This window comes from Streptomyces sp. MMS24-W38 (assembly GCF_059889265.1).
Genome location: NZ_JCBCPP010000001.1, coordinates 7,365,377 through 7,387,210, shown reverse-complemented (window position 1 = coordinate 7,387,210; position 21,834 = coordinate 7,365,377). Strand labels below are relative to the sequence as shown.

Genomic DNA, 21,834 nt, shown 5'->3' with positions numbered 1-21,834 from the left:
CGGCGAACCGCCTGCGCGCCGGCTCCGGCACCGTCGCCCCATGTCCGGGCGGACGTGCCTCTACACTTCCCGTGTGATGTCGGCGTACAGGGGGTGCGCCTGGGGTGAAGGGGACACGCATGAGCTTGAGATCACGCATGAGCTCGAGATGGGGTGCGGCCGCGATCGTCACCGTCGGCCTCGTGGGAGGCCTGCTGCCGGCCGGCCCCGCAGCCGCCGTACACGGTGCCGTACCGGGCGACTTCAACGGCGACGGATACCGCGACGCGGTCCTGCCCGCACCCGGCGCCAACGTGTCGGGCAAGCAGGCGGCCGGAGCCGTCGTCGTGCTGTACGGATCCTCCTCGGGACTGTCGGCCTCCCGGCGTAAAACGATCACGCAGAACACGTCCGGGGTGCCCGGCACGGCCGAGGCATACGACCGCTTCGGCGCGTCCACCGCGACGGCCGACCTGAACCGGGACGGGTACGCCGACCTGGTGGTCTCCTCACCGTACGAGGACACCACCAAGGGCACCGACTCCGGTACGGTCACGATCCTTTGGGGCAGCCGAAGCGGACTGACCAGCGGTACGAACCTGCCGACGCCGTCCGGCCGCCCCGGCTTCTACGGCCTCGACGTCGCCGCGCTCAGCACCGGCGCGGGCACCAAGACCCGGGTCGCCGTCGCGGGTTGGGACGCGTCTGTGCACTTCACCGGGCCCTTCAGCCGCAACGGCACCTTCGGCTCGGCCACCCTCAACGAGAACACCCCCTCCCTGGAGTCCGTCGCCCTCGGCGACTTCGACAAGGACGCGGTGCCCGACCCGGTCGTCGTCACCAGCCCCCTGGCCGGCCTCAGCGGCGGCCAGATCCACATCAAGCCCGCCCACGGCAGCGAACTGAAGCACGGCAATGGACTCATCGCCGCCACCGGCGACCTCAACGGCGACGGCTACACCGACCTCGTGGCCGGTGACCCCGACGATCCGGAAGTCGCGGGCGTGGACGGCGCAACGGGCGGCCGTGTCCTGGTCTGGTACGGCTCGGCACACGGCATCACGAACGACACCAGGCCCGTGCAGATCACCCAGAACACCACCGGAGTCCCCGGCGCGAGCGAAAAGGGAGACGCCTTCGGCGGCTCCCTCGCCGTGGCCGACCTCAACCGGGACGGCCTCGCGGACATCGTGATCGGCTCCCCGTACGAGGATCTCGCCAAATCCCGCGCCGGCCAGGTGACCATCGTCCCGGGCCGCCGCACGGGCGCCCTTGGCACCGGCGCCTACTCCTTCTCCCAGGACACCGCCGGCGTCCCCGGCGCCTCCGAAACGGACGACTTCTTCGGCACCACGGTCTCCGTCGGCGACATCGACAAGGACGGCAGACCCGAACTGTTCGTCGGCGCCGCAAACGAGAACAACTCCACCGGAGCGGTATGGGTGTTCCCCGGCGGCACCTCCCGCCCGACCGCCACCGGCAGCCGTCTGTTCACGGCATCCTCCGTCGGACTCACCCAGGACCACAGCACCCTCCTGGGCGGCAACGGACTGCTCTGGGTCATCTGAAACACCACACCCCAGGACACCACGGGCTCTGTGAAGGTCCCCAGGGGCGGCTGGACCAAGACGTTCACCGACCCGCGTCTCTGCGCGACCATCGTCGACCGCCTCACCTCCAACGGCACCATCATCGAGACCGGCACCGACTCCGACCGCCTTGCCGGCATTTGGGCACGAGCCGAACAGCAAGCAGCCAGCTGACAAACGCGCTGAGCAACACCGCACCAGGACGGTCAGCCCGCAAACGTCCGCCGCACCTCTGCAAGACGCGCACGCTGATCAGAGACCTGCGCGCACTCGGCGAGCGGACCACCGCCGAATTGAGGAAACGCCGGCGCGCGCTCAAGCACGTCACGCTCGGCCCGAGCCGGATCGGCGCCGTCGCCCGCGCCGCCCTCGTCCTCGACGGCCAGCGGAAGCCGCGTGCGCCGAACGTCGCCGTCATTGCCTGTGCGGCGGCCTGGACAGCAAGTGGCTTGGCACTGATGCCGGGAAAGTGGCCTTGCGAGGCGTCCGTCGCCGTGCGCAGGCCGAACAGGTCGGGGTGGTTGAGCAGGTCGTGGTGAGCTTTGACGGTGAACGGCACGGTGGATACGTGGAGCGCGGGTTCGCCGTCGGCACTGGGGACGCGAGTCACGGACAGCCCGGGGCCTGGAGTGCCGTAAGGGAGGTGATCGCCGGGGACCATTGCCCGGCGGTTGTGGAGTGCGCCCACGGCGGCAGTCAGTACCTGGCCTGCGGTTGCTTCAGGTGTTCCGAGGTACAGGTGGACGTCGATGCCATGGGTGGCGATGATTTGAAGTTCGGTGAGGGTGGTGTCAAGTTGCTTTTGTGGTAGGCGAGTTGAGGTGTGCTGGAGGCGCGTTTGGCGGGGTCGGGGGCATCCTGGTCAGGCGGTCGTGAGGGCTCCGGTGACGGTCTTCCAGATGCGGAACCGTTCGGTCATCTCGGTGCGGTAGTCACTCACTGTGATCAAAAGGCGTCGGGGGCGGAAGTGGGGTGAGATGCCGCTGAACGCGGACAGGAACCGCTGCGCCCCACCGGTGCTTCGAAAGCCCTTCATCGCACGTTCACGCTGCCTCGTGGGCTGATGACTGTTCTCGGCTCTGTTGTTCAAGTACTTCGAACTGCGGTGCTCGACCGACGGCATGACCTCGCGGTGGGCGGCACCGTAGCTGCGGAGCTTGTCCGTGACGATCACGCGGGGTACGTACTCGAGGCCCTTGAGAAGCTTGCGGAAGAAGCGCCTGACTGCGGCCGTATCGCGGCGGTCCTGGACGAGAATTTCGAGGACGTTGCCGTCCTGGTCGACCGCGCGCCACAGGTACCGCATCTTCCCGTTGACCTTGATGAACACCTCATCCAGATGCCATTTGTCGTCGGGGCGCGGCTGCCGGCGGCGCAACTGCGTGGCGTAGGCGGGGCCGAACGCGGCGCACCAGGCCCGGACCGTCTCGTAGGAGACCATGATGCCGCGTTCCAGGAGGAGCTCCTCGACCTCCCGGCAGGAGAGCGGGAAACGGTGGTACAGCCACACAGCGTGACCGATTACCTCGGGCGGAAACCGGTAACCCCGGTGCGACGGTGCCGTCCCGTTCTCCACCCGCAGCCTCTCCTCGCGACGATCTACACCAAGATCACCCCACGGCCCGAGCCGAACCTGACAACGCCCCGGGACGGAGAGGAAGGGATCACGCAGATGTACCTCGCGTACGACTGCCCCCTGCTGAACGCCTTCTGGACCAGGCTGTGGTTCTTCCTGCTCTCCAAGAGCGTCTTCGACATTCTCCGGGACGACTCAATGTCGGTTTCTGGTGGCACCAAGGCTCCGCGACGCCAGCCGGACGGCCGTAACCCGATTTCCTCCCCCTGGGGGCGCCGTCAGGAGATTCGGATCACTCAATGGGCGAGTCGACGCCGTCGAGCGCGATCAGTGGCCGAAGAGGTGAAGGACCGGGTCTTTGACCTGGGGCCGTGCCCTCGATCAACGCTGCGACCGGCGACTCAGCTGCCGTTGGTCGTCGTTAAGCGCCCTCCTACGGCCCCAGGACGGCCCGGATGGGCGTCTCGTGATGCCGCTCCGTGTGAGAGGGCAAATCGTGCGGTGGGGCTCAACGCAGCATGCGGCCCACGACGGCCCCCAGGTGGATGACCACGCCGACGGCCACCAGCCATGACAGGAGGACCATGACGACGCCGACAGGGCCGAACTTTTGTTCGTTCGCCACGATCGTCGCCGAGAAGTAGCGGGCGGAGAACACCCCGAGGCCGGTCCAGCAGACGCTGGTGACCAGGGCTGGGAGGAACAGGGCGCGCCATGCCACCGTACCGGCGAGCAAGATGTACAAGCTTCCCCACCAGAAGACGACCGCCCAGAGGAAGCCGGTCAGACTGGTCAAGAGCCACCCGTCGAACGCCCTGCCGAGCGCGGCCTGCGCGGCGGAGTAGGCGAGGAGCCCTGCAAGCCAGGCGAGCTGGGCCGCGGTGTTCCGCCACCCGCCTCCAAGGACGTTGAACAGCATCCGGTACCAGCTCTGGAGGGTGCCGGCCACGGCCACGGCTCCGAGCAGCAGCAGGACGGCGCTCGTCACGGTGAGGGGGTACGACGTCGTTGCAGGGACAAACAGGGATGCCACGGCCTGTGCCGCCTGCTGATTCAGCCCCAGCCAGCTGACGACGACCATGGCGGCCTCGCGGCCTGCCGCCGCGGTGATGATGATCAGGAACGGAAAGAAGCACAAGAACGCGAGCGAGGCCAGTTGGAAGGAGTGCCCGAAGAAGTCGACCGCCGAGAGCCGGCCCCACAGCCGGCCCGCCCCGCTCTCCTCGAAACGGTGGCCGGCGGCCCGCCACCGCCGATCTGCGCGCCACCATTGGGTGTGCCTTCGCCGGTGGGGTGCGCTACTGCCGTCGCCCATGCAATGAAGTGAACCTCGGCCGCCCGGCCGTGTCGCGGCAGAGAAGGGGCGAACGCACGTACCAAGGCAAGCGGAAGTGAACCGCCGACTTGTGCTGAAGTGCGCTCCAGGTCGTAGCGTCGCAGATACCACGGCGCATGAAGCCCATGTCGCCCGGTGCCTCTCACGGGATGCCGGGTGGTGGAATCCGTCGCTAAATGGATGAAGGGCTTCGTGCCGTCCGACCGATGAACGAGTGTGCAGGGAAAGGCTGGAACACGGCATGCAGAAGCGCAGTCTGCGGGACCTTCAGGTATCGGCCATCGGCCTGGGGTGCATGGGCATGTCCGCCTTCTACGGATCCACCGATCAGGAGGAGGCGATCGCGACCATCCGGCGCGCCCTCGACCTCGGGGTGAACTTTCTCGACACCGCGCAGATGTACGGGCCGCTCACCAATGAGTCACTCGTCGGCGAGGCGATCGGGGGACATCGCGACGAGTACGTGATCGCAACGAAGTTCAACTACCGGATGGACAAAGCCGTACCCGGAGACATGAGCACGGTCGGCCCTCAGGACGGCTCGGCCGAGCACGTCCGGAGCTCGGTCCACGGCTCCCTGCAGCGTCTGGGGACCGACCACATCGACCTGTACTACCAGCACCGGGTCGACCCGAACGTGCCCATCGAGGAGACGGTCGGCGCGCTGGGCGAGCTGGTCGCCGAGGGCAAGGTGCGGCACATCGGCCTGAGCGAGGCGAGCGCGGAGACCATCCGGCGTGCCCACGCCGTGCACCCGGTCACCGCGGTGCAGAGCGAGTACTCGTTGTGGTCACGGGACGTGGAGGCCGAGGTGCTGCCCGCCTGCCGGGAGCTGGGCATCGGCTTCGTGCCGTACTCGCCGCTCGGCCGCGGTTTCCTCGCCGGGCGGTTCACCTCGCCGGACGAGCTGGACGCGAACGACTGGCGCCGCGAGAACCCGCGCTTCAAGGACACCAACCTGGAGACGAACCTGCGGCTGGCGGCAAAGGTGAAGGAGATCGCCGCCGAGAAGGACGTGACCCCGGCCCAGCTGGCCATCACCTGGGTACTGGCCCAGGGCGAGCACCTGGTGCCGATCCCGGGCACCAAGCGCCGCACCTACCTGGAACAGAACGCCGCTGCGGTCGACATCGCACTGACCGAGGACGACCTGGCCCGCATCCACGCGGAGCTGCCCGAGGCGGCGGGTGAACGCTATGACGAGGCAGGGATGCGGTCCGTCAATCGCTAGTGTGCTGCGCCGCAAATCACGCGGGTAAGTTGCTACCCTTTTCGCGTGTCGCATCCGGGTCCTTCTGCAGTGTCGATCACGTTGTCCGAGGACGAGCGTGCCGAGTTGGTGCGCCGCGCCGGGGCGCGGGACCGGAGAGCCGCCGAGCGGGCCCGGATCATTCTGGCGTGCGCCGACGGGATGTCGAATGCTGCCGTGGGGCGGCTCGTTGACGTTCAGGCCAAAACGGTGGGCAAGTGGCGCCGGAAGTTCGCGGCCGAGGGGCTGGCCGGGCTGCAGGACGCGGGCCGGATCGGCCGGCCGAAGGCGGAGCTGGTCCTGAGCGAGGCCGAGCGGGACCAGCTGGTGCGCTGGGCGAGGCGGGCGAAGACCGTGCAGTACCTGGCACTGCGCGCGAAGATCGTGCTGCGGTGCGCCGAGGGCGGGACGAACCGGCAGGCCGCGGCCGATCTCGGTATCGACGCGTCGACCGTGGACCGCTGGCGGGCGAGGTTCATCGCCGAACGCCTCGACGGCCTGCACGACGAACCCCGGCCGGGCCGGCCGCCGTCGATCCTGCTCGACCAGGTCGAAGAAGTGATCGTGGCGACCCTGGAGTCCACCCCGGGCCAGGACACGCACTGGTCGCGGGCGGCGATGGCGAAGCGCACCGGCCTGTCGAAGTCGACCATCGGGCGGATCTGGAAGAGGTTCGACCTCAAGCCGCATCTGCAGGACTCCTTCAAGCTGTCCACCGACCCGCAGTTCGTCGACAAGGTCGTGGACGTGGTCGGGCTCTACCACAACCCGCCCGAACGGGCGGTGGTCCTCTGCGTCGATGAGAAGAGCCAGATCCAGGCGCTGGACCGCTCGCAGCCGGTGCTGCCGATGATGCCGGGCATGCCCGAACGCCGCACCCACGACTACCTGCGGCACGGCATCACCAGCCTGTTCGCCGCGTTCAACATCGCCGACGGCACCGTCATCGGCGAGCTCCACCGCCGTCACCGGGCCGTCGAGTTCAAGAAGTTCCTGGCCACGATAGACAAGGCGGTACCGCGTGAACTCGATGTGCACCTGGTGTGCGACAACTACGCCACCCACAACACCTCCGAGATCAAGGCGTGGCTGGGCAAGCACCCGCGCTTCCACGTCCACTTCACCCCGACCGGCTCCTCCTGGATCAACCAGGTCGAGCGCTGGTTCGGTCTGCTGACCGACAAGCTCATCCGGCGCGGCGTACACACCTCCGTCAAAGCCCTCGAGGACGACATCAAGGCGTGGATCGACACCTGGAACGAGAACCCGCGACCCTTCACCTGGGTCAAGACCGCCGACGAGATCCTGAAATCTCTCGCCGACTACCTCACCAAAATCAACCCGCCAAACAGGTAGCAACTTACCCGCGTGATTTGCGGCGCAGCACACTAGCCGGGGCGCGGCAGCAGTTGCCAGGTTCTGCCGTCGGCGTCTGCGGGCGCATCAGGCGCTGGGGATCTTCCAGCGGGCGACCGCCGATCAGCTGTGACGGATGCCGTGTCACGGCGACAAGCACGAGCGAGGCCCCCTCGGCACGTTCAACGTCCTCAAGAACTGCGGCCTGGCTCGCGGCGAGACGAAGCCGGCAGGCTCCCGCACCCCGTGGGTACGCACCGCTCGCGGCCGTCAGGAGGCCCGGCTGCTGCCGAGGGAGGTGCAGCTGTCCGCGCTGCGCAAGCCGGAGCCATCGGTGTGTCGCGGATTTGGTGATCCGGTCAAGGGTGGCTCGTCCGCGGGCCACTTTGTCGAGGATCTCGTCGGCGGGTTTGGTCCAGACGAAGGGTTCGGGGTTGTCGTTCCCGTGGGAGGCCCAGCAGTCGATCCGGGTTTCGAGTTCGCGACGGAGATGAAGCCGGGGTTGGTCAAGGCTTTGCGGCTGAGTACGGAGGACCAGCGTTCGAGGAGGTCGAGCCATGACGAGCTGGTCGGGGTGAAGTGCAGGTGCCAGCGGCGTTTCTTGTGGGCCGACAGGTTGTCCAAAATGACGTGGCTTGTCGGTGACCACCACACGCGGCACGTACTCCAGGCCTTTCAGAAGCCGGCGGAAGAACCGCACGGCGGCGCAGGTGTCGCGCTTGGGCTGGACGAGGATGTCCAGCACGTCCCGTGCCGGCCCCCCCGCCCGCCACAGGTGCTGCCGCTGTCCGTCGAGCGGGATGAAAACGCCGTCCAGGTGCCCCGTGTCACCCGGCAGCGGCGCAGCTCATTCGCACAGATCTGGCCGAACTTCAAGCACCACCGCCGGACGCTCTCGTAGGACACGATCGCATCGCACTCGAGCATGAACTCCTCGACTTCCCGGAACAACAGCGGGAACCGGCCACGACGCCTGTCACCCGTTCGGCCCCGTTCGCGCGCGGGCGACCTCCCGGCACCTTCCGTGCGTTCCCCGGCCGACCTCCGGCTCCACCGGGGCCGACAGCACCGCGCCGTACACCTGTGCGCCATACTGTCCAAAAAGTGCGAAATGCCCGGTGAGTTCACGGAGGCGGACCCATGCACGACAACGCCGAGCACGACGAGGGCCCCCTCGAGGAGCGCGACCTGGACGACGAACCCGACGCCGAGGACGTCGACAGGTCCGCCGAGCCGGAGCCGTACGAGGACGAGGACGAGGAGCCGGGACCCTACAGCGAGGACGAGGCGGCCACAGTCCACGAAGACACCGACGCTCTTGGCGGTGAGTCGGCCGACAGGCGCGCGCCGGCCGACGCGGTTCCTGACGTCTTCCTCGACGTTCCTGCGCTGAAGGTCGACCAGATCGACTTGGACGTGGAGGATCTGCGGGCGCATGTCTCACTGCAGGCCGAGGTGCTGGACCTGTTGAAGTTGAACGTGGGTGCCGACGTCGCGCTCGGCCGGGTGCACCTGGGTATCTCGGGTGTGGAGGCGCAAGCCCAGCTCAAGGTCCGTCTCGACAACGTCGTGACGATTGTCAACCGGGTGCTGACCACGCTCGATCGCAACCCGGAGATCGTCCAGGAGTTGGCACGCGGGGTCGGTTCCGCCGTACAGGACATCGGTGGCGGCGCCCGCCAAGCCGTCGGTGAGCTGGGCGCGGGTGCGGGAAGGGCCGTCGAGGACGTCGGCCAGGGCGCCGGATCCGCCGTACAGGACGTGGGACGCGGCGCCGGCAGTGCGGTCGACGACGTGGGACGCGGCGCCGGGAGGGCCGTGCAGGACATCGGTGGCGGCGCCGGGCGAGCGGTGGAGGACGTCGGTTCCGGGGCGCGCCAGGCCGTCGGCGATGTCGGCGAAACCGCCGGAGACGTGGCCGAGGCTGCGGGCGGCACCGCGCAGAAGGCCGTCGAGGACGTCACCGAGACGGCAGGCGACACCGCACGCCGGACGAGGCCGGCCGGATCGAGCACGTCACACAGGCCCGCCGACAAAGACCGGGGCACGTCACACAGGCCCGCCGACAAAGACCGGGGCCGGATCGCCGGGAGCGAGAGCGGAACCCGCCCGCGCCGGGCCCGCGGCGAGGACGGGAAGGAACCACCTCGGCCCACCCGCCGCACCGCCCAGAAGCGGGACGAGCCACCCTGAACGGCTGATACCCCCAAGCCACAAGACGCCGGTCGGCTCACCACCGTCGGAGGTCAGGACCCGGAACCGGACATCTCATTCCAGGCGACGGTCCGATCCAAACGTCTCTGCTTCACGGAAGAACCACGAACAACCGTCAGCTTCCCCGGCGCGGGCGAACGCGAGTCAACGTCCCACAGCGACCGGATCAACCTCCCCGACAGAATCGTCCCCGGCCGACAGTACGACGACGTCACCGTCACCTACCGCCTCGCAACCCGATTCGCCTGCCAGCCGGACCGCGGGCAGAACGGCCTGGACCACAAGAACACCCGTTGAAGGGACCATGCCGAACAGGCAGCAGCCGAAACGCCGACCACGAGAAAGCGGGAAGTGCACATCAAGACCTTCAGTCGCTCGGCATTCACTGCCCTCGTCAGCTCGCGGGCGGGCTCCGCGTCCCTTGCCGTTGTCACGTCCATCCGTGTTGACAGCTGCCCACCGCTCGAGGAGTCCGAGCGGGTGATAGCGCGCATCACTCGTTCCGATGCACCCCGCAACGCGCTGAGGCCTTCGCCGCAGCAGCACAGAAGCTCGGGGTGAAGGTCCTGAACCTCTGGATGAGCACCGTGGAGCCCGCCCCGGCGGACAGTGCTCGTTTTCCACGTCGGACAACCGCCGACCGCGCCGGCGGAACCGGTGCGGGCGTGCCCTCAGGTCGAGGTCCTGGAAACGCTCTGCGAGCGCCTCGCCGTCTCTGAGCGGCTCGGCACCGTCCCGGACGCGGAGGCGGCTCGACAGCGTGTGGTGGGGGGCGGAGCATGGTGGGTGGGGGCCACGGGGCACCTGTGACCGGATTTGCGTCTCTGCAGGGATGGGCAGGGGGCATGGAGAACGGACATCGGGGTGGTCACGGCGCGGTCGGCCGGCGGGCGCCGCGGGAGGCCGTCCCGGTCCCGACCACCTCCGTTCCCGCTTCGGCGGTCTCCGGGCGGGGCGGGATCGGGGTGCGCATCGGTGTCCTTGGAGGCTTCGGCCTGTGGGTGGGCGGGGAACCGATGGCCGTTCCCGGAGGGTCGGAGCGGGTGCTGGCGTTCGTCGCCCTGCGCTGCCGGGCCGCGGTGCCCCGGCCCCTGATCGCGGGAACCCTGTGGCCAAAAGCCCCCGAGGACCGCGCGTACGCCAACCTCCGCTCCGCTCTCGCGCGCCTGCACCACGCCGGTCGACGGGCCCTGGAGATCGGCCCGGCCGAGGTGTGCCTGGCCCGCGGCACCACCGTCGACCTCCACCACGCCCGCCGGACCGCCCACCGCGTCCTCGACCCCGCCGAGGTTGCCCGGCTCCCCGATTCCGTCCCGGACGCGGTCGACGCCCTCTCCGCCGACCTGCTGCCCGGCTGGTACGACGACTGGGCGCTGCTGGAGGCGGAGGGCTGGCGGCAGCTGCGACTGCACGCCCTGGAGACGCTGGCCAGGCGGCTGATCACGGCACAGCGGTACGCCGAGGCCGTCACCGCGGCGCAGACGGCCGTGCACGCCGACCCGCTGCGCGAGACCGGCCAGGTGTGCCTGGTCCGGGCCCACCTGGCGGAGGGCAACCCCTCCGAAGCCCTGCACGTCTTCGCCCGCTACGCCCGGCGCCTGCACGACGAGCTGGGGCTGGAACCGACAGAGCGGCTGCACCGGCTGGTCGCGAGCCTTGCCCCGTCACGCCGCGGTGACGGCCGTCCCGGACGGTGAGGGGCATGGCAGCATCGGACACCGGCGTGATGATCATCCGGGTCTGGGTCGAAGAGGGTTCCGCCCAACCTCTGCGGGCCCATATCCGCCTGACCGATGACGTCGCCTCCGGTGTCGAGCGCAGCATGACGCTCACCCGGGTCAATTCCGTGTGCCGGGTGGTCCAGGAGTGGCTGAAGGAGATGCTCACCGACCCCGACGGAGGGTGAGTGCGGGTGCCACACGGCCGTCACGCGGCGGTGACGCACCGGCCGGAACACTGGTATTCACCGGGCCGACAAAGCCGGTTCGGGACTCCTCGGGGACCTTCTCACGGAATGCTGTCCGTCGAGGGTCCTCTCGTGCAGTCGTATCCCAACGAGGAGAGTCATGGCTACCCCACTGTCAGCAGACCGGTTCCTCGATGCGCTGCGTGCCGAAGGGCTCACCGTCGTCGAGCACCGTTCGTGGCGCACCCACAACCGCAACCACAAGGGCCCCTGGGGTCCCGTGCACGGTGTGATGATCCATCACACCGTCACCTCCGGAACCATGAGCAGTGTCCAGCTGTGCTACGACGGCCACTCCGCCCTGCCCGGCCCGCTGTGCCACGGCGTCGTCGCCAAGGACGGCACCGTGCACCTGGTGGGCAACGGCCGGGCCAACCACGCGGGGCTCGGTGACGACGACGTCCTGCGCGCGGTGATCGACGAGGCCGCCCTGCCGCCCGACAACGAGGCCAACACCGACGGCAACCGGCACTTCTACGGCTTCGAGGCGATCAACCTCGGCGACGGCATCGACCTCTGGCCCGAGGCGCAGCTGGAGGCGATCGAGAAAGCGGCCACCGCCGTCTGCCGGGCTCACGGCTGGACCGAGTGCAGCGTGATCGGCCACCTGGAGTGGCAGCCCGGCAAGATCGACCCCAAGGGCTTCACCATGGCCTCGATGCGCCGCCGGATCAAGGACCGCCTGAGCGCCGCCCTGGCAGGAACCTCTGTTTCTCCATAGGGTTTCGACTGCTCCGACGGCACCGCCCCCTGCTGTTCCGCAGCGGCAGTTCTGCAGGAGGAACTCGTCACCCGCGAGCTCACAGCGGCTGAGCGGGAGCGTCGGACAGTGGAGGCTGCCCAAGAGCTCGGCATCGAGTACACCAGGCAGGTCGAGCAGGTCGGCCAGGCTGCCTGGGCGAAAGTCCTCGCTCAGCAGGACGACGCCGCCGCATGAATCTGACGGCCGTACTGGACCACCCCGCTTTGACCGCCCTGTACCGGGTGGACCTGTTCCTCACCGGCCGGTACATCGAAGTCTCACGTGGCACCGGCCGCGTCCTGATCCCGTCGCTGTCCGTTTTCGCTGCCGAGCGTCGGGGTGCCGGTGCAGGCAAGCACGCCGCTTCGCTGCGGTTCGCGGAGAACGTTTCGTTCAGCACCGCGCACGCCGTGGATGCGACGGGCCGTCCGAGCGTGGACCGGCCGGTGGCTCACGCAGCGGCGATCGCCTGGCAGGCAGTAAGGAGGGCGAGTTCATGAGGGTGTTGTCGCTTGAGCCCGAGCTGTACGCCGGAACCGGCATCAGGCCGCTGAACCCCACCTGAACGCCGCCCGCGTCACGGGCCCGGTGAGAACGAGAAAAACGGCGCCGAGGGTTGACGCCGCGCGCTCGCCGCCCGGGAGACTGCGCACGCGCGGCGCGGTGTCCCGACCATCGCGGAGGAAGTCGAGCGACAGAACCGCGCGATGGGTGAATTCAACGCGGGCGTCTCCCCTTCGTCGGCCGTGAGGTTTCAGCGGGGTTTGGTCGCGTCCGCCTCGACGGTGTCCTGGCAGCACGTGTCGGTGGCGGGGCGGCAGCGACCCAAGGTTCCCTATGTCCTTCGGGACTTCGTCGGCACGCACAGCCAAGCGAGGCCCGCGGCGGTCAGGTAGGCGAGCGCGCCGACGACCATGCTGGTGCGCAGCCCGGTGTCGTAGTCGGTGGCTGTGGCGAGCAGGCTGCCGCCGAGCGCCACGCCGGTGGCGCTGCCGATCTGGCGGGTGGTGTTGAACAGGGCGGAGGCGGCCCCCGAGTACGCCGGGGGTGCGGCACCCATCACGGTGGCGGTCGAGCCGGTGAGGGCGAAGGAGGTACCGAACCCCGCAGCCATCATCGGGACCACCAGCAGCGGGTAGGCGGGGTCGGCTCCCGCCGAGGCCCAGCCGGCCAGGCCCAAGGCAGCCAGGAGCATGCCGGAGATCACCAGCGGACGATCGCCGGTGCGGCGGGTCAGCCGCCCGGACAGGACGGAGGCGAACATGGTCATCGCCACCGCCGGGAAAAGCGCCAGCCCGGTTTCCAAGGCGCTGAAGCCGCGCTGGTGCTGGAATTCCAGGCTGGCGGTGAACACCATGCCGTAGAAACCGAAGTTGAACAGAAGGCCGATGACGGCTCCGCCGCTCATCGTACGAGACCGCAGCAGGCTCAGCGGAAGGGCAGGAGACCGGGCCAGCCGTTCGCGCACCGCGAATGCCGCGGCGGCCAGCACGGCCAGGCCCACCCCGGCGAGAACAGCCGGATCGGACCAGCCCCGCCGTCCGGCCTCGTTGAGCGCCGCGATCAGCAGCGCCACCGCCGCCACGACCGCGCACTGCGCCGGCCAGTCCAGGGACCGAGCGGCACGTCGGGGCGAGCGTGCCACGTGCCGCAGCGTCAGCATCAGGCAGGCCGCACCGACGGGCAGGTTGATGAGGAACACCCAGCGCCAACCCGCCGTGGAGACGAGGAGCCCGCCCAGCAGTGGCCCGGCGGAGGCCGCGATGCCCGCCATCGAACCCCACAGCCCGAAGGCCCGCGAGCGTGCGGCCTGCGCCGGGTAGGCCTGCTGGAGCAGGGCCAGGGAACCGGGCACGATCAGCGCCGCGCCGAGCCCCTCCACCAGCCGGGCCACAACCAGGAAGGGGGCGTTCGGCGCGGCCGCGCACGCGGCCGAGGACACGGTGAACACCGCTACGCCCGAGCAGAAGATCAGACGGTTGCCCAGCCGGTCGCCCAGCGCGCCACCGGTCAGCAGGAACCCGGCGAAGACCAGGGTGTACCCATCGGTGATCCACTGGATGCCGGTGAGCGAGGCCGACAGTTCCCGGCCGATCACCGGCACGGCGACGTTGATGACCGTCACATCCAGGATCACCATGAAATACCCGGCGCACACCGCCAGCAGCGGTGCCCAGGACCGTCGCCCGGGCCCCGGGGTCGACTCGGGAGAGGGCACGGACTCACCGCCACCGGCCGGCTCCGCGAACGCCACGGCCCCAACTCCATCCCGTTCGCGGGCGATCTACGCAAAGGTCCACGATAAGGGGCACGTCTTCCATATCGAAGGACCGTGCCGCTCACATGTTCACGGCCTTGCCGCGGCCGGTTCGAAGAGGCCCTCCGGGTCGTACGCGGCGCGGGTGCGGGCGAGCCGCTCCTCGTGTGAGCTGAAGACCGCGCCCCGCAGCCGGCTCGCGTCCTCACCCGGCCCGGCGAAGTTGACGTACGTCCCGCCGCTCGAGAACGGCTTCGTCGCGTCCCACGCCGAGCGTGCCCACTCGATCGCGGTCTCGTCGAGCGCCGGGTCCCCCGGCCCCCGCCGCGCGCCGCGCGCCGCGCGCCGCCCAGAACAGCTCGGTTTCTTCCTCCCGGCTCGCTGTGCGCACCGCGCCGTCCGCCGTGACGATCTCGAGCGAGCGGACGCCGTCGCAGCTCAGGCCGAACGTCCGCGTCACAAAACCGAAGCCGCTGCCGAGCGTGAGACCGGCGATCCCGGTGGCCGAGATCTCCCCGCCCGGTGTGGCCAGAGCGTGCAACTGGGTCTCGCGGTCGAGCTCACCCCAGGTCACGCCCGCCTGGGCCCGCGCGGTGCGGGCGGCGGGGTCGACGTGCACGCCCTTCATGTGCGACAGGTCGATCACCAGCCCGTCGTCGCACACCCCGCTGCCCGCCACCTGGTGGCCGCCACCGAAGATGCCGACGAGGGGACGGTGCCTGCGGGCGGCCCGTACCGTCTCGACCACGTCCGCCGTACCGGAGCACCGGGCGATGAGCGCGGGGCGGCGGTCGATCAGCCCGTTCCACACGGTCCGGGCCTCGTCGTAACCACGATGCCCGCGATCGATCACCTCACCTCGGAGCGAGAAGCGAAGCTCGTCCGTCAGCATCTGCTCCGCAGCGGCTGTCAGGACGGCCCCCTGGCAGTCCGGCATCTGCGTCACCTTCCTCGGGGTGCGCTGCTTGCTGTCACTGTGGCTTCTCACGCCAGTCCGGAGTGGCCCGGCCCGCATACCGGCCCGACGACTCCACGGCGAGCACCGGCAACAGCGGGCTCAGTCCGGTGGACCGGTTGCACCGCTGCTTCGTGGGCGGCTACGGCTGGGTGACGGTCTCCGACGAGATCGGGCGCCGGGGACGGGCACCCGGGGAAACGGCCATGAGCCATACGCCGATGGGCCGGTGGAGTGAGCGGTTCCACGGGTGGGCCCCGCGCCGGGCATGGATCACACGCATCCACACCGGGGCACTCGGCGCAAACACTGGTGTGCAGGTGACCGAGAGTGAGAAAGGGGTGGAACATGTCTGGACCACGACCGACGGCGGCCGAACCGGCGGGGCGCGCCGACGACCCGCTCACCGCCGCGGAGGCCACCAGGGCCGTCGAGACGGTCCTCGGAGCCGTCCTCGACGCGCGACTGCGCCGGGCCGGTGACGTGGACGCGGTGTTCGCCCGTGACGTGGCCGGTCCTGTCACCGCGTTCGTCCGACGTGGCGGTAAGCGGCTGCGCACGGCGTTCGCGTGGTGCGGCTGGCGGGCCGCGGGCGGCGCGGGCGACGCCACGGCGCTCCTGCGGACGGGAGCCGCGCTTGAACTGTTGCAGGCGTGCGCTCTCATTCACGACGATGTGATGGACGGATCGCCGCTGCGCCGGGGCGGGCCGGCGATGCACGTGGACCTGGTCCGTATGCACCGCACGGCACGGATGACCGGCTCGCCGGAGTCCTTCGCGACGTCCGCCGCGGTGCTCGCCGGTGATCTGGCGCTGGCATGGGCCGACGATCTGCTGACGGAGACGGCACTCGGCTCACCGCACGGCCCACGGCTGTACCGCGAGTGGCAGGCGATGCGCAGTGAGATGGTCGCCGGTCAGTACCGCGACATCCACGCGCAGGCGACCGGCGCGTCCGGCGTCGACGACGCGTTGACCATCGCCACGCTCAAGAGCGCTCTGTACACGGTCGAGCGGCCCCTGACGCTGGGCGCCTCGCTGGCCGCCGCCGACGAGTGGACCGTCGAATCGCTGCGCTCCGCCGGCCGGTGCGCGGGGCTGGCCTTCCAGCTCCGCGACGACCTCCTCGGTGCCTTCGGCGACCCCGAGCTGACCGGCAAACCGACCGGTGACGATCTGCGTTCGCGCAAGCTCACCTATCTCCTCGCCGTGGCCCTCAGGCTTGCCGACGCCGACGGGGACGAGGAGGCCGCGGCCGTGCTCGCCCCCGGCGCCGCAGCCCGGTCCGACGACACCGTGGAGCGGATGCGGACGGCACTGGAGCGGACCGGAGCCCGGGCCGTGGTGGAGTCGAAGATCGAGGACCTGGCGGCCGCCGGCCTGCGGCACTTCGCGAGGACCGGTGCGGGACTCGCAGTACGAGGGGAGTTCGCCTCGCTGGTCGAACGGGCATCGGGCATCGTCCCGGACCGCAGGAAGGAGGGCATGTGAGGACGGTAACCGGACGGACCGACCATGTCGTCGTGGTGGGCGCAGGCCTCTCCGGCCTCGCCTGCGCCCTCCACCTGCTGGGCGCGGGCAGGCGGGTCACCGTCGTCGAACGGGATGCCGTCCCCGGTGGCCGGGCCGGCCGGATGCGACTCGGCGCATACCGGTTGGACACCGGCCCCACGGTATTGACCATGCCCCAGCTGGCCGACGAGGCCTTCGCAGCCGTCGGCGACAGCCTCCACCAGCGCGTCGAGCTCGTGGCCCTGCACCCCGCCTACCGGGCGTGCTTCGCGGACGGCACCTCTCTCGACGTGCACACCGACGGTGAGGCGATGGAGGCGGAGGTGCGGCGCTTCGCCGGACCGGTGGAGGCGGCGGGCTACCGCAGGCTGCGGACCTGGCTGGAACAGCTGTACCGGGCGCAGATGCGCCGCTTCATCGACACCAACTTCGACTCGCCCTTCCAGCTCCTGCATCCGGACCTGGCGCGTCTGGCGGCACTCGGCGGCTTCGGACGGCTGGACGCCAGGATCGGCCGCTTCCTCTCTGATTCCCGCCTGCGCCGTGTCTTCTCCTTCCAGTCCCTGTACGCCGGAGTCGCCCCCGCCCGGGCCCTCGCGGCCTACGCGGTGATCGCCTACATGGACACCGTGGCCGGCGTCTGGTTCCCCAAGGGCGGTATGTACGCGCTGCCCCGCGCCATGGCCGAGGCGGCGGCCGGCGCCGGTGCCGACCTCCGTTGGTCGGCCGAGGTGAGCACCCTGGACCGGTCGGCAGGCCGGGTCACGGCGGTACGCCTGACGTCGGGTGAGCGAATCACCTGTGACGCGGTGGTGCTGACCTGCGAACTGTCCACCGCTCACCGACTCCTGGGGCGCGTGCCCCGGCGCCCGGTACGGCTGCGCCACTCACCGTCCGCGGTGGTCCTGCACGCCGGGACCGACCGCACCTGGCCCGGTCTCGCCCATCACACGCTCTCCTTCGGCACGGCATGGGAACGCACGTTCGACGAAATCACCCGCTCGGGGAGGCTGATGAGCGACCCGTCCCTGTTGATCAGCCGCCCGACCGCACACGATGCCACCCTGGCGCCGCCGGGCCGGCACCTCCACTACGTCCTGGCCCCCTGTCCGAACACCACCGTCGGGCCTTCTGCCGCCGCCTGGCGGGACCTGGGCCCGCGCTACCGCGACAGCCTGGTCGCCGAGCTGGAGCGCCGGGGTCTGGAGGATTTCGCGGACAGCGTCGACGAGGAGACGCTGGTGACCCCTCTGGACTGGACGGCACGAGGTCATGCGGCGGGCAGCCCTTTCTCGGTCTCCCACACATTCGCCCAGACCGGCCCCTTCCGTCCGCGCAACCTTGTACGCGGGCTGGACAACGTCGTGCTCGCCGGCTGCGGGACCACCCCCGGCGTCGGCGTCCCGACGGTGCTCCTCAGCGGCAAGCTCGCCGCCGCTCGCGTCACCGGTGGCGCCGCGGACACCAGCCGCCGCGCCTCCCGGTGCCGGCCGGCCTCGGCTGTGGCCGCTGTCCCCTCCGTGCCGTCCGCGGCAGGCGCCGATGACCCGTCGTGAACTGGACGCCGCCGGGATCACCGATCCCACGCTCCGCGCGGCCTACGACCGGTGCCGGCGGCTCAACGCCCGCCACGGCAGAACCTATTTCCTGGCCACTCGGCTGTTGCCGCTGGAACGCCGCTCGGCCGTACACGCGCTGTACGGGTTCGCCCGCTGGGCGGACGACATCGTGGACGACCTGGACCGGAGCCGTACCCACGACGAGCGCGACCGGTTGCTGAAGCGCCTGGAGAGCGACCTCGCGCACGGGCTGCGCACCGGCGGCGGGCGGGAGCCCGTGGTGCGGGCCCTGGCCGACACCGTCGACCGGTTCCGCATCGAGCCCGCGCTGTTCGCCGACTTCCTGGCCTCGATGCGTGCCGACCTGACCGTCACCGACTATCCGAGCTACGCCGACCTGCGGGCCTACATGCACGGCTCGGCCGCGGTGATCGGGCTGCAGATGCTCCCGGTGCTGGGCACGGTCGTACCCCGCGAGGAGGCGGCGCCGCACGCGGCGGCCCTCGGGGTGGCGTTCCAGCTCACCAACTTCCTGCGGGACGTGGGCGAGGACCTGGACCGGGGCCGCGTCTACCTGCCGGCGGACCTGCTCGCCGCTCACGGTGTGGACAGGCCGCTGCTGGAGTGGAGCCGGCGCACGGGGCGGCGCGACCCGAGGATCCGAGCGGCGCTCGTCGCCGCCGAGGCGATGACCCGGGACGTGTACCGGTCGGCGGAACCGGGCATCGCCATGCTCGACCCGCGGGTGCGCCCCTGCATCCGCACCGCCTTCACGTTGTACGGCGGCATTCTCGACGCGATCGCGGACCACGATTACGGCGTGCTGCATCACCGTGCGGTGGTGTCCCGTGCTCGGCGCGCGGCCACCGCCGCAGCAGGTGCCGTCCAGGTGGCCGGCGCCCGGTGGCGCGGCCGCGCGCCGCATCCGCCCCGGGTGGCGGGCGGCACGTCACACGAGCGGAAGGGGCAGGGCAGTGAGTGACCGAGCGGGAGAGCGCTGGACATCGCCGTTGCGGCGGCGCCGTGGCCCGGGCTGGGCGGCGCAGACGCCGACGTGGCGGCAGGCGCGGCCGGCCGTGATCGCCGAAGCGCTCAAGCGGGCGTCCGCACGGCCCTCCGGCAACTGGTTCGTGGTCGGCGCCTCACGGGACGTGCGCGTCGGTGGGCGCCCGTGCGGCCGGACGGTGGGTGGCGTCGAGGTCGTGCTGTGGCGCTCGGAGGCGGGAGCACTGCACGCGGGTCCGGGCGCCTGCCCGCACCTCGGGGCGCCTCTGCGGGACAGCCGGGTGGTCTGCGGCACGCTGGTGTGCCACTGGCACGGACTGGCCCTGGACGGTGGTGCGTTCGCCGGCTGGAGTCCCTACCCCGCGCACGATGACGGGGTGTTGGTCTGGGTACGTCTGGACGCGGTGGGCGGTGAGGCGCCTTCGGACCGTCCTGTGGTGCCGGTGCGTCCCGCCGTGGGCAGCGCGGTGGACGCGGTCTTCACGGCGGTCGGGCGGTGTGAAGCGCAGGACGTCGTCGCCAACCGGCTCGACCCGTGGCACGGCTCGTGGTTCCATCCGTACTCGTTCGTCGACTTGACGGTGGTGCGGGAGCCGCAGGGTGACGAGGACGACGCCTTCGTCGTCGATGTCTCCTTCCGGGTGGCGGGGCGCCTGGTGGTGCCCGTGCGGGCCGAGTTCACCGCGCCCGGTCCGCGCACGGTCGTCATGCGCGTCACCGACGGCGAGGGGGCGACGTCCGTGGTGGAGACCCATGCCACGCCGCTCACCGGCGAGGCCGGCCGACAGCCGCGGACCGCCGTGGTCGAGGCGGTCGTCGCCACCTCCGGGCGGCGCGGCTTCGAGCTGGCCCGGGTGGCTGCCCCGGTGCTGCGCCCGCTGATGCGTCGTACGGCCGGGCGCCTGTGGCGCGATGACATGGCGTACGCCGAGCGTCGCTGGGCGCTGCGCAGTACCGGACGGTTCCCGGGGTGAGCTCGTCGGTCACGGGTGCGCGCGACGCCCCGCGAGTGCGCCGAGGGCCCGTAGCGCGGGGGAACGGCCCGCCCGGGGAACCGTCCACAGCACCTGGCCGCGGACACCCCAGCCGGCGAGCAGCGCGCCTGCCGCGAGGAAGCCGGTGGTGGCGGCGCGTTCCATGAGCGCGACCGGGAGGCCGCAGCGGATCGCGTCGCCGGCCAGCGTCACCCGTGGATGGGGGGTCCGCACGGTGGGGCGTCGGTGGTGGGAGCCGACGGGGAAGAGCGGGCAGTCCGAGCGCCACTCGTGCCGGGTGTCGACGATGCGCGCCTCGCGGGTCTCCGGGTACACCTCGTGGAGACGGTCGACGAGCATGCTCCGCACTTTCTCCGGTTCGGCGTCGGCAGCGAGGGCGTAGGCGTGCAGCTCCACCACCGAGCCCCGGTTCCGGGCGGCCCAGCGCGCCGCCTCGTCCTCGTAGCGTTCCAGGACGCTGATGTTGTCCAGGCCGCCGTATCCGCTGGTGCCGAGGAAGCCGGGGCGGTCGGCGCGGACCGGCCGGTCGAGCCAGAGCCGGGAGACCAGGAACGGCGGTGCCGTACGCAGGGCGGCGACGCCGTCGCGCCAGGGGGCGGTGCCCAGGCCGGGTGACGCCGCGACGAGCCGGCGCAGAGCGCCGGGGTCGAGGGCGAGCACCACTGCCTCGTGGGGGTGTACGCCGGTGTCGGTCTGCACTTTCACTCCCCCGGTCTCGTGGGGTTGGACGCCGTGCACGGGTGTGCCGGTGCGAAGGGTGGCCCCGAGGCGCTGGAGATAGTCACCCAGCGGCTCCCAGAGTGCCTGTGGGAAGGGGGCGTTCGGCACGTCGAAGAGCAGTCCCTCCGCCGAGCCGAGGAAGTAGATGTGGAACATCAGCAGCAGTTCCGCGGCGGACAGTTCGCGTGGGTCGGCGAAGAAACTGCGCGAGAACACCTCGAACGCGAGGTGGTGCGCCGCCTCGGGGAAGCGGACGCCCTTCAGGAACGTCGTCGCGCTGGTGCCGTCGAAACGTTCGTAGACGTCGGGCACCCGGACGTCGAGGAGGGGCAGCGCCGCCCGTGCGTCCATGGCGGCAAGGTCCCGCCAGCCGAAGGCGGGGCTCAGGACGACGAATCCGAGTGCGCTGAACGGCGGGGTTCTCGGAACCCGGGCGAAACTGTCGCTCAGGCCGCCGCTGTGCCGCAGGGGGTAGTCGGGCAGTGGGGTGAGCCGTGCGAGATCGGGGTCGGTCCGCCGGAGCAGACCGCGCAGGTTGTAGTACTGGCGGAAGAAGGCGTGGAAGCCACGGCTCATGGTCACCGCGGAGCCGTCGGCCAGGCGGGTCCGGTGTCCGGTGAGTCGGCCGCCGAGTGCTTCCTCCCGTTCGTAGACGGTGACCCGGGCGCCGCGCTCGGCCAGCAGAACAGCTGCGGCGAGACCGGCGATTCCGCCCCCGATCACGGCGACCGACGGCGCGTCCTCCCGCTCGAACCGGCCCCGGCCGGGTGCGGGCATCAGTACCTCGGCCTTGCGGTCGCGGCCCCGCCGGGCCCCACCGTGCG

16 protein-coding genes and 3 pseudogenes are annotated in these 21,834 nt (G+C 70.6%); 13 read left to right on the top strand and 6 right to left on the bottom strand.

The window, feature by feature from the left end:
- Positions 1-137 precede the first annotated feature (137 nt).
- Together AC6F7H_RS32685 and AC6F7H_RS32680 are read left to right on the top strand one after the other, a co-directional pair.
- Positions 138-1,547, top strand: coding sequence for a VCBS repeat-containing protein (locus tag AC6F7H_RS32685; protein ID WP_500761537.1), 1,410 nt, complete (start codon positions 138-140; stop codon positions 1,545-1,547).
- 48 nt (positions 1,548-1,595) lie between these two features.
- Positions 1,596-1,742: pseudogene (locus AC6F7H_RS32680) on the top strand (IS21-like element helper ATPase IstB); the annotation flags it as partial.
- A gap of 688 nt (positions 1,743-2,430) precedes the next feature.
- Here the strand turns inward: AC6F7H_RS32680 and AC6F7H_RS32675 are convergent.
- The gene (locus tag AC6F7H_RS32675; RefSeq protein ID WP_500761535.1) at positions 2,431-3,144 is read right to left on the bottom strand and encodes an IS6 family transposase; all 714 of its coding nucleotides are present in this window, start codon (positions 3,142-3,144) and stop codon (positions 2,431-2,433) included.
- Positions 3,145-3,652: 508 nt separating this feature from the next.
- On the bottom strand, positions 3,653-4,459 hold the full coding sequence (locus AC6F7H_RS32670) for a ribonuclease BN (protein ID WP_500761533.1): 807 nt from the start codon (positions 4,457-4,459) through the stop codon (positions 3,653-3,655).
- Positions 4,460-4,721: 262 nt separating this feature from the next.
- Here AC6F7H_RS32670 and AC6F7H_RS32665 point away from each other — a divergent pair, with 262 nt between their 5' ends.
- A complete protein-coding gene (locus AC6F7H_RS32665; RefSeq protein ID WP_500761531.1) occupies positions 4,722-5,711 on the top strand; it encodes an aldo/keto reductase in 990 nt (329 codons plus the stop codon).
- Between the two features lie 69 nt (positions 5,712-5,780).
- Positions 5,781-7,085: an IS630 family transposase gene (locus AC6F7H_RS32660; protein ID WP_500755205.1), complete on the top strand. Its 1,305-nt coding sequence runs from the start codon at positions 5,781-5,783 to the stop codon at positions 7,083-7,085.
- 619 nt (positions 7,086-7,704) lie between these two features.
- Here the strand turns inward: AC6F7H_RS32660 and AC6F7H_RS32655 are convergent.
- Positions 7,705-8,048, bottom strand: a pseudogene (locus AC6F7H_RS32655) (DDE-type integrase/transposase/recombinase); the annotation flags it as partial.
- Between the two features lie 177 nt (positions 8,049-8,225).
- Between AC6F7H_RS32655 and AC6F7H_RS32650 the strand changes: the two are divergent.
- The 5 genes and pseudogenes from AC6F7H_RS32650 to AC6F7H_RS32630 all read left to right on the top strand — a co-directional run bounded on the left by AC6F7H_RS32650 (position 8,226) and on the right by AC6F7H_RS32630 (position 12,507).
- Positions 8,226-9,278: a hypothetical protein gene (locus AC6F7H_RS32650; protein ID WP_500761529.1), complete on the top strand. Its 1,053-nt coding sequence runs from the start codon at positions 8,226-8,228 to the stop codon at positions 9,276-9,278.
- A gap of 866 nt (positions 9,279-10,144) precedes the next feature.
- Positions 10,145-10,996: an AfsR/SARP family transcriptional regulator gene (locus tag AC6F7H_RS32645; protein ID WP_500761527.1), complete on the top strand. Its 852-nt coding sequence runs from the start codon at positions 10,145-10,147 to the stop codon at positions 10,994-10,996.
- Between the two features lie 5 nt (positions 10,997-11,001).
- The gene (locus AC6F7H_RS32640; protein ID WP_500761525.1) at positions 11,002-11,205 is read left to right on the top strand and encodes a hypothetical protein; all 204 of its coding nucleotides are present in this window, start codon (positions 11,002-11,004) and stop codon (positions 11,203-11,205) included.
- 160 nt (positions 11,206-11,365) lie between these two features.
- Positions 11,366-11,983, top strand: a pseudogene (locus AC6F7H_RS32635) (N-acetylmuramoyl-L-alanine amidase); the annotation flags it as partial.
- A 248-nt stretch (positions 11,984-12,231) separates the two neighbouring features.
- A complete protein-coding gene (locus AC6F7H_RS32630; protein ID WP_500761523.1) occupies positions 12,232-12,507 on the top strand; it encodes a PIN domain-containing protein in 276 nt (91 codons plus the stop codon).
- Between the two features lie 335 nt (positions 12,508-12,842).
- Here the strand turns inward: AC6F7H_RS32630 and AC6F7H_RS32625 are convergent, their stop codons facing one another.
- Together AC6F7H_RS32625 and AC6F7H_RS32620 are read right to left on the bottom strand one after the other, a co-directional pair.
- Positions 12,843-14,261, bottom strand: a complete 1,419-nt coding sequence (locus AC6F7H_RS32625; protein ID WP_500761521.1) for an MFS transporter — start codon at positions 14,259-14,261, stop codon at positions 12,843-12,845.
- A gap of 208 nt (positions 14,262-14,469) precedes the next feature.
- A complete protein-coding gene (locus AC6F7H_RS32620; RefSeq protein ID WP_500761519.1) occupies positions 14,470-15,201 on the bottom strand; it encodes an FAD-binding oxidoreductase in 732 nt (243 codons plus the stop codon).
- 366 nt (positions 15,202-15,567) lie between these two features.
- On the opposite strand from AC6F7H_RS32620, the gene AC6F7H_RS32615 reads away from it, so the two are divergent.
- From AC6F7H_RS32615 to AC6F7H_RS32600, 4 genes are read left to right on the top strand one after another with little or no spacing between them, the layout of a single operon-like run.
- Positions 15,568-16,710 carry a polyprenyl synthetase family protein gene (locus AC6F7H_RS32615; protein WP_500761517.1) on the top strand — a complete coding sequence of 381 codons (1,143 nt, stop codon included), beginning with the start codon at positions 15,568-15,570 and terminating at the stop codon, positions 16,708-16,710.
- Entirely contained in the window at positions 16,707-18,287 is a 1,581-nt protein-coding gene (gene crtI / locus AC6F7H_RS32610) for a phytoene desaturase family protein (RefSeq protein WP_500761515.1), read from the top strand. The genes AC6F7H_RS32615 and crtI overlap by 4 nt, the downstream gene beginning before the upstream one ends.
- On the top strand, positions 18,274-19,272 hold the full coding sequence (locus tag AC6F7H_RS32605; protein ID WP_500761513.1) for a phytoene/squalene synthase family protein: 999 nt from the start codon (positions 18,274-18,276) through the stop codon (positions 19,270-19,272). The genes crtI and AC6F7H_RS32605 overlap by 14 nt, the downstream gene beginning before the upstream one ends.
- On the top strand, positions 19,265-20,269 hold the full coding sequence (locus tag AC6F7H_RS32600; protein ID WP_500761511.1) for a DUF5914 domain-containing protein: 1,005 nt from the start codon (positions 19,265-19,267) through the stop codon (positions 20,267-20,269). The genes AC6F7H_RS32605 and AC6F7H_RS32600 overlap by 8 nt, the downstream gene beginning before the upstream one ends.
- A gap of 9 nt (positions 20,270-20,278) precedes the next feature.
- Here AC6F7H_RS32600 and AC6F7H_RS32595 read toward each other — a convergent pair whose 3' ends face one another.
- On the bottom strand, positions 20,279-21,787 hold the full coding sequence (locus AC6F7H_RS32595; RefSeq protein WP_500762179.1) for an FAD-dependent oxidoreductase: 1,509 nt from the start codon (positions 21,785-21,787) through the stop codon (positions 20,279-20,281).
- Between the last annotated feature and the right edge of the window lie 47 nt (positions 21,788-21,834).

Excerpts from the sequence above, each read along its gene's own strand:
- AC6F7H_RS32685 (WP_500761537.1), top strand. The coding sequence starts at position 138 with ATGAGCTCGAGATGGGGTGCGGCCGCGATCGTCACCGTCGGCCTCGTG.
- AC6F7H_RS32670 (WP_500761533.1), bottom strand. The coding sequence starts at position 4,459 with ATGGGCGACGGCAGTAGCGCACCCCACCGGCGAAGGCACACCCAATGG.
- AC6F7H_RS32665 (WP_500761531.1), top strand. The coding sequence starts at position 4,722 with ATGCAGAAGCGCAGTCTGCGGGACCTTCAGGTATCGGCCATCGGCCTG.
- AC6F7H_RS32650 (WP_500761529.1), top strand. The coding sequence starts at position 8,226 with ATGCACGACAACGCCGAGCACGACGAGGGCCCCCTCGAGGAGCGCGAC.
- AC6F7H_RS32645 (WP_500761527.1), top strand. The coding sequence starts at position 10,145 with ATGGAGAACGGACATCGGGGTGGTCACGGCGCGGTCGGCCGGCGGGCG.
- AC6F7H_RS32640 (WP_500761525.1), top strand. The coding sequence starts at position 11,002 with ATGGCAGCATCGGACACCGGCGTGATGATCATCCGGGTCTGGGTCGAA.
- AC6F7H_RS32620 (WP_500761519.1), bottom strand. The coding sequence starts at position 15,201 with ATGCCGGACTGCCAGGGGGCCGTCCTGACAGCCGCTGCGGAGCAGATG.
- AC6F7H_RS32615 (WP_500761517.1), top strand. The coding sequence starts at position 15,568 with ATGTCTGGACCACGACCGACGGCGGCCGAACCGGCGGGGCGCGCCGAC.
- AC6F7H_RS32605 (WP_500761513.1), top strand. The coding sequence starts at position 18,274 with ATGACCCGTCGTGAACTGGACGCCGCCGGGATCACCGATCCCACGCTC.
- AC6F7H_RS32595 (WP_500762179.1), bottom strand. The coding sequence starts at position 21,787 with ATGCCCGCACCCGGCCGGGGCCGGTTCGAGCGGGAGGACGCGCCGTCG.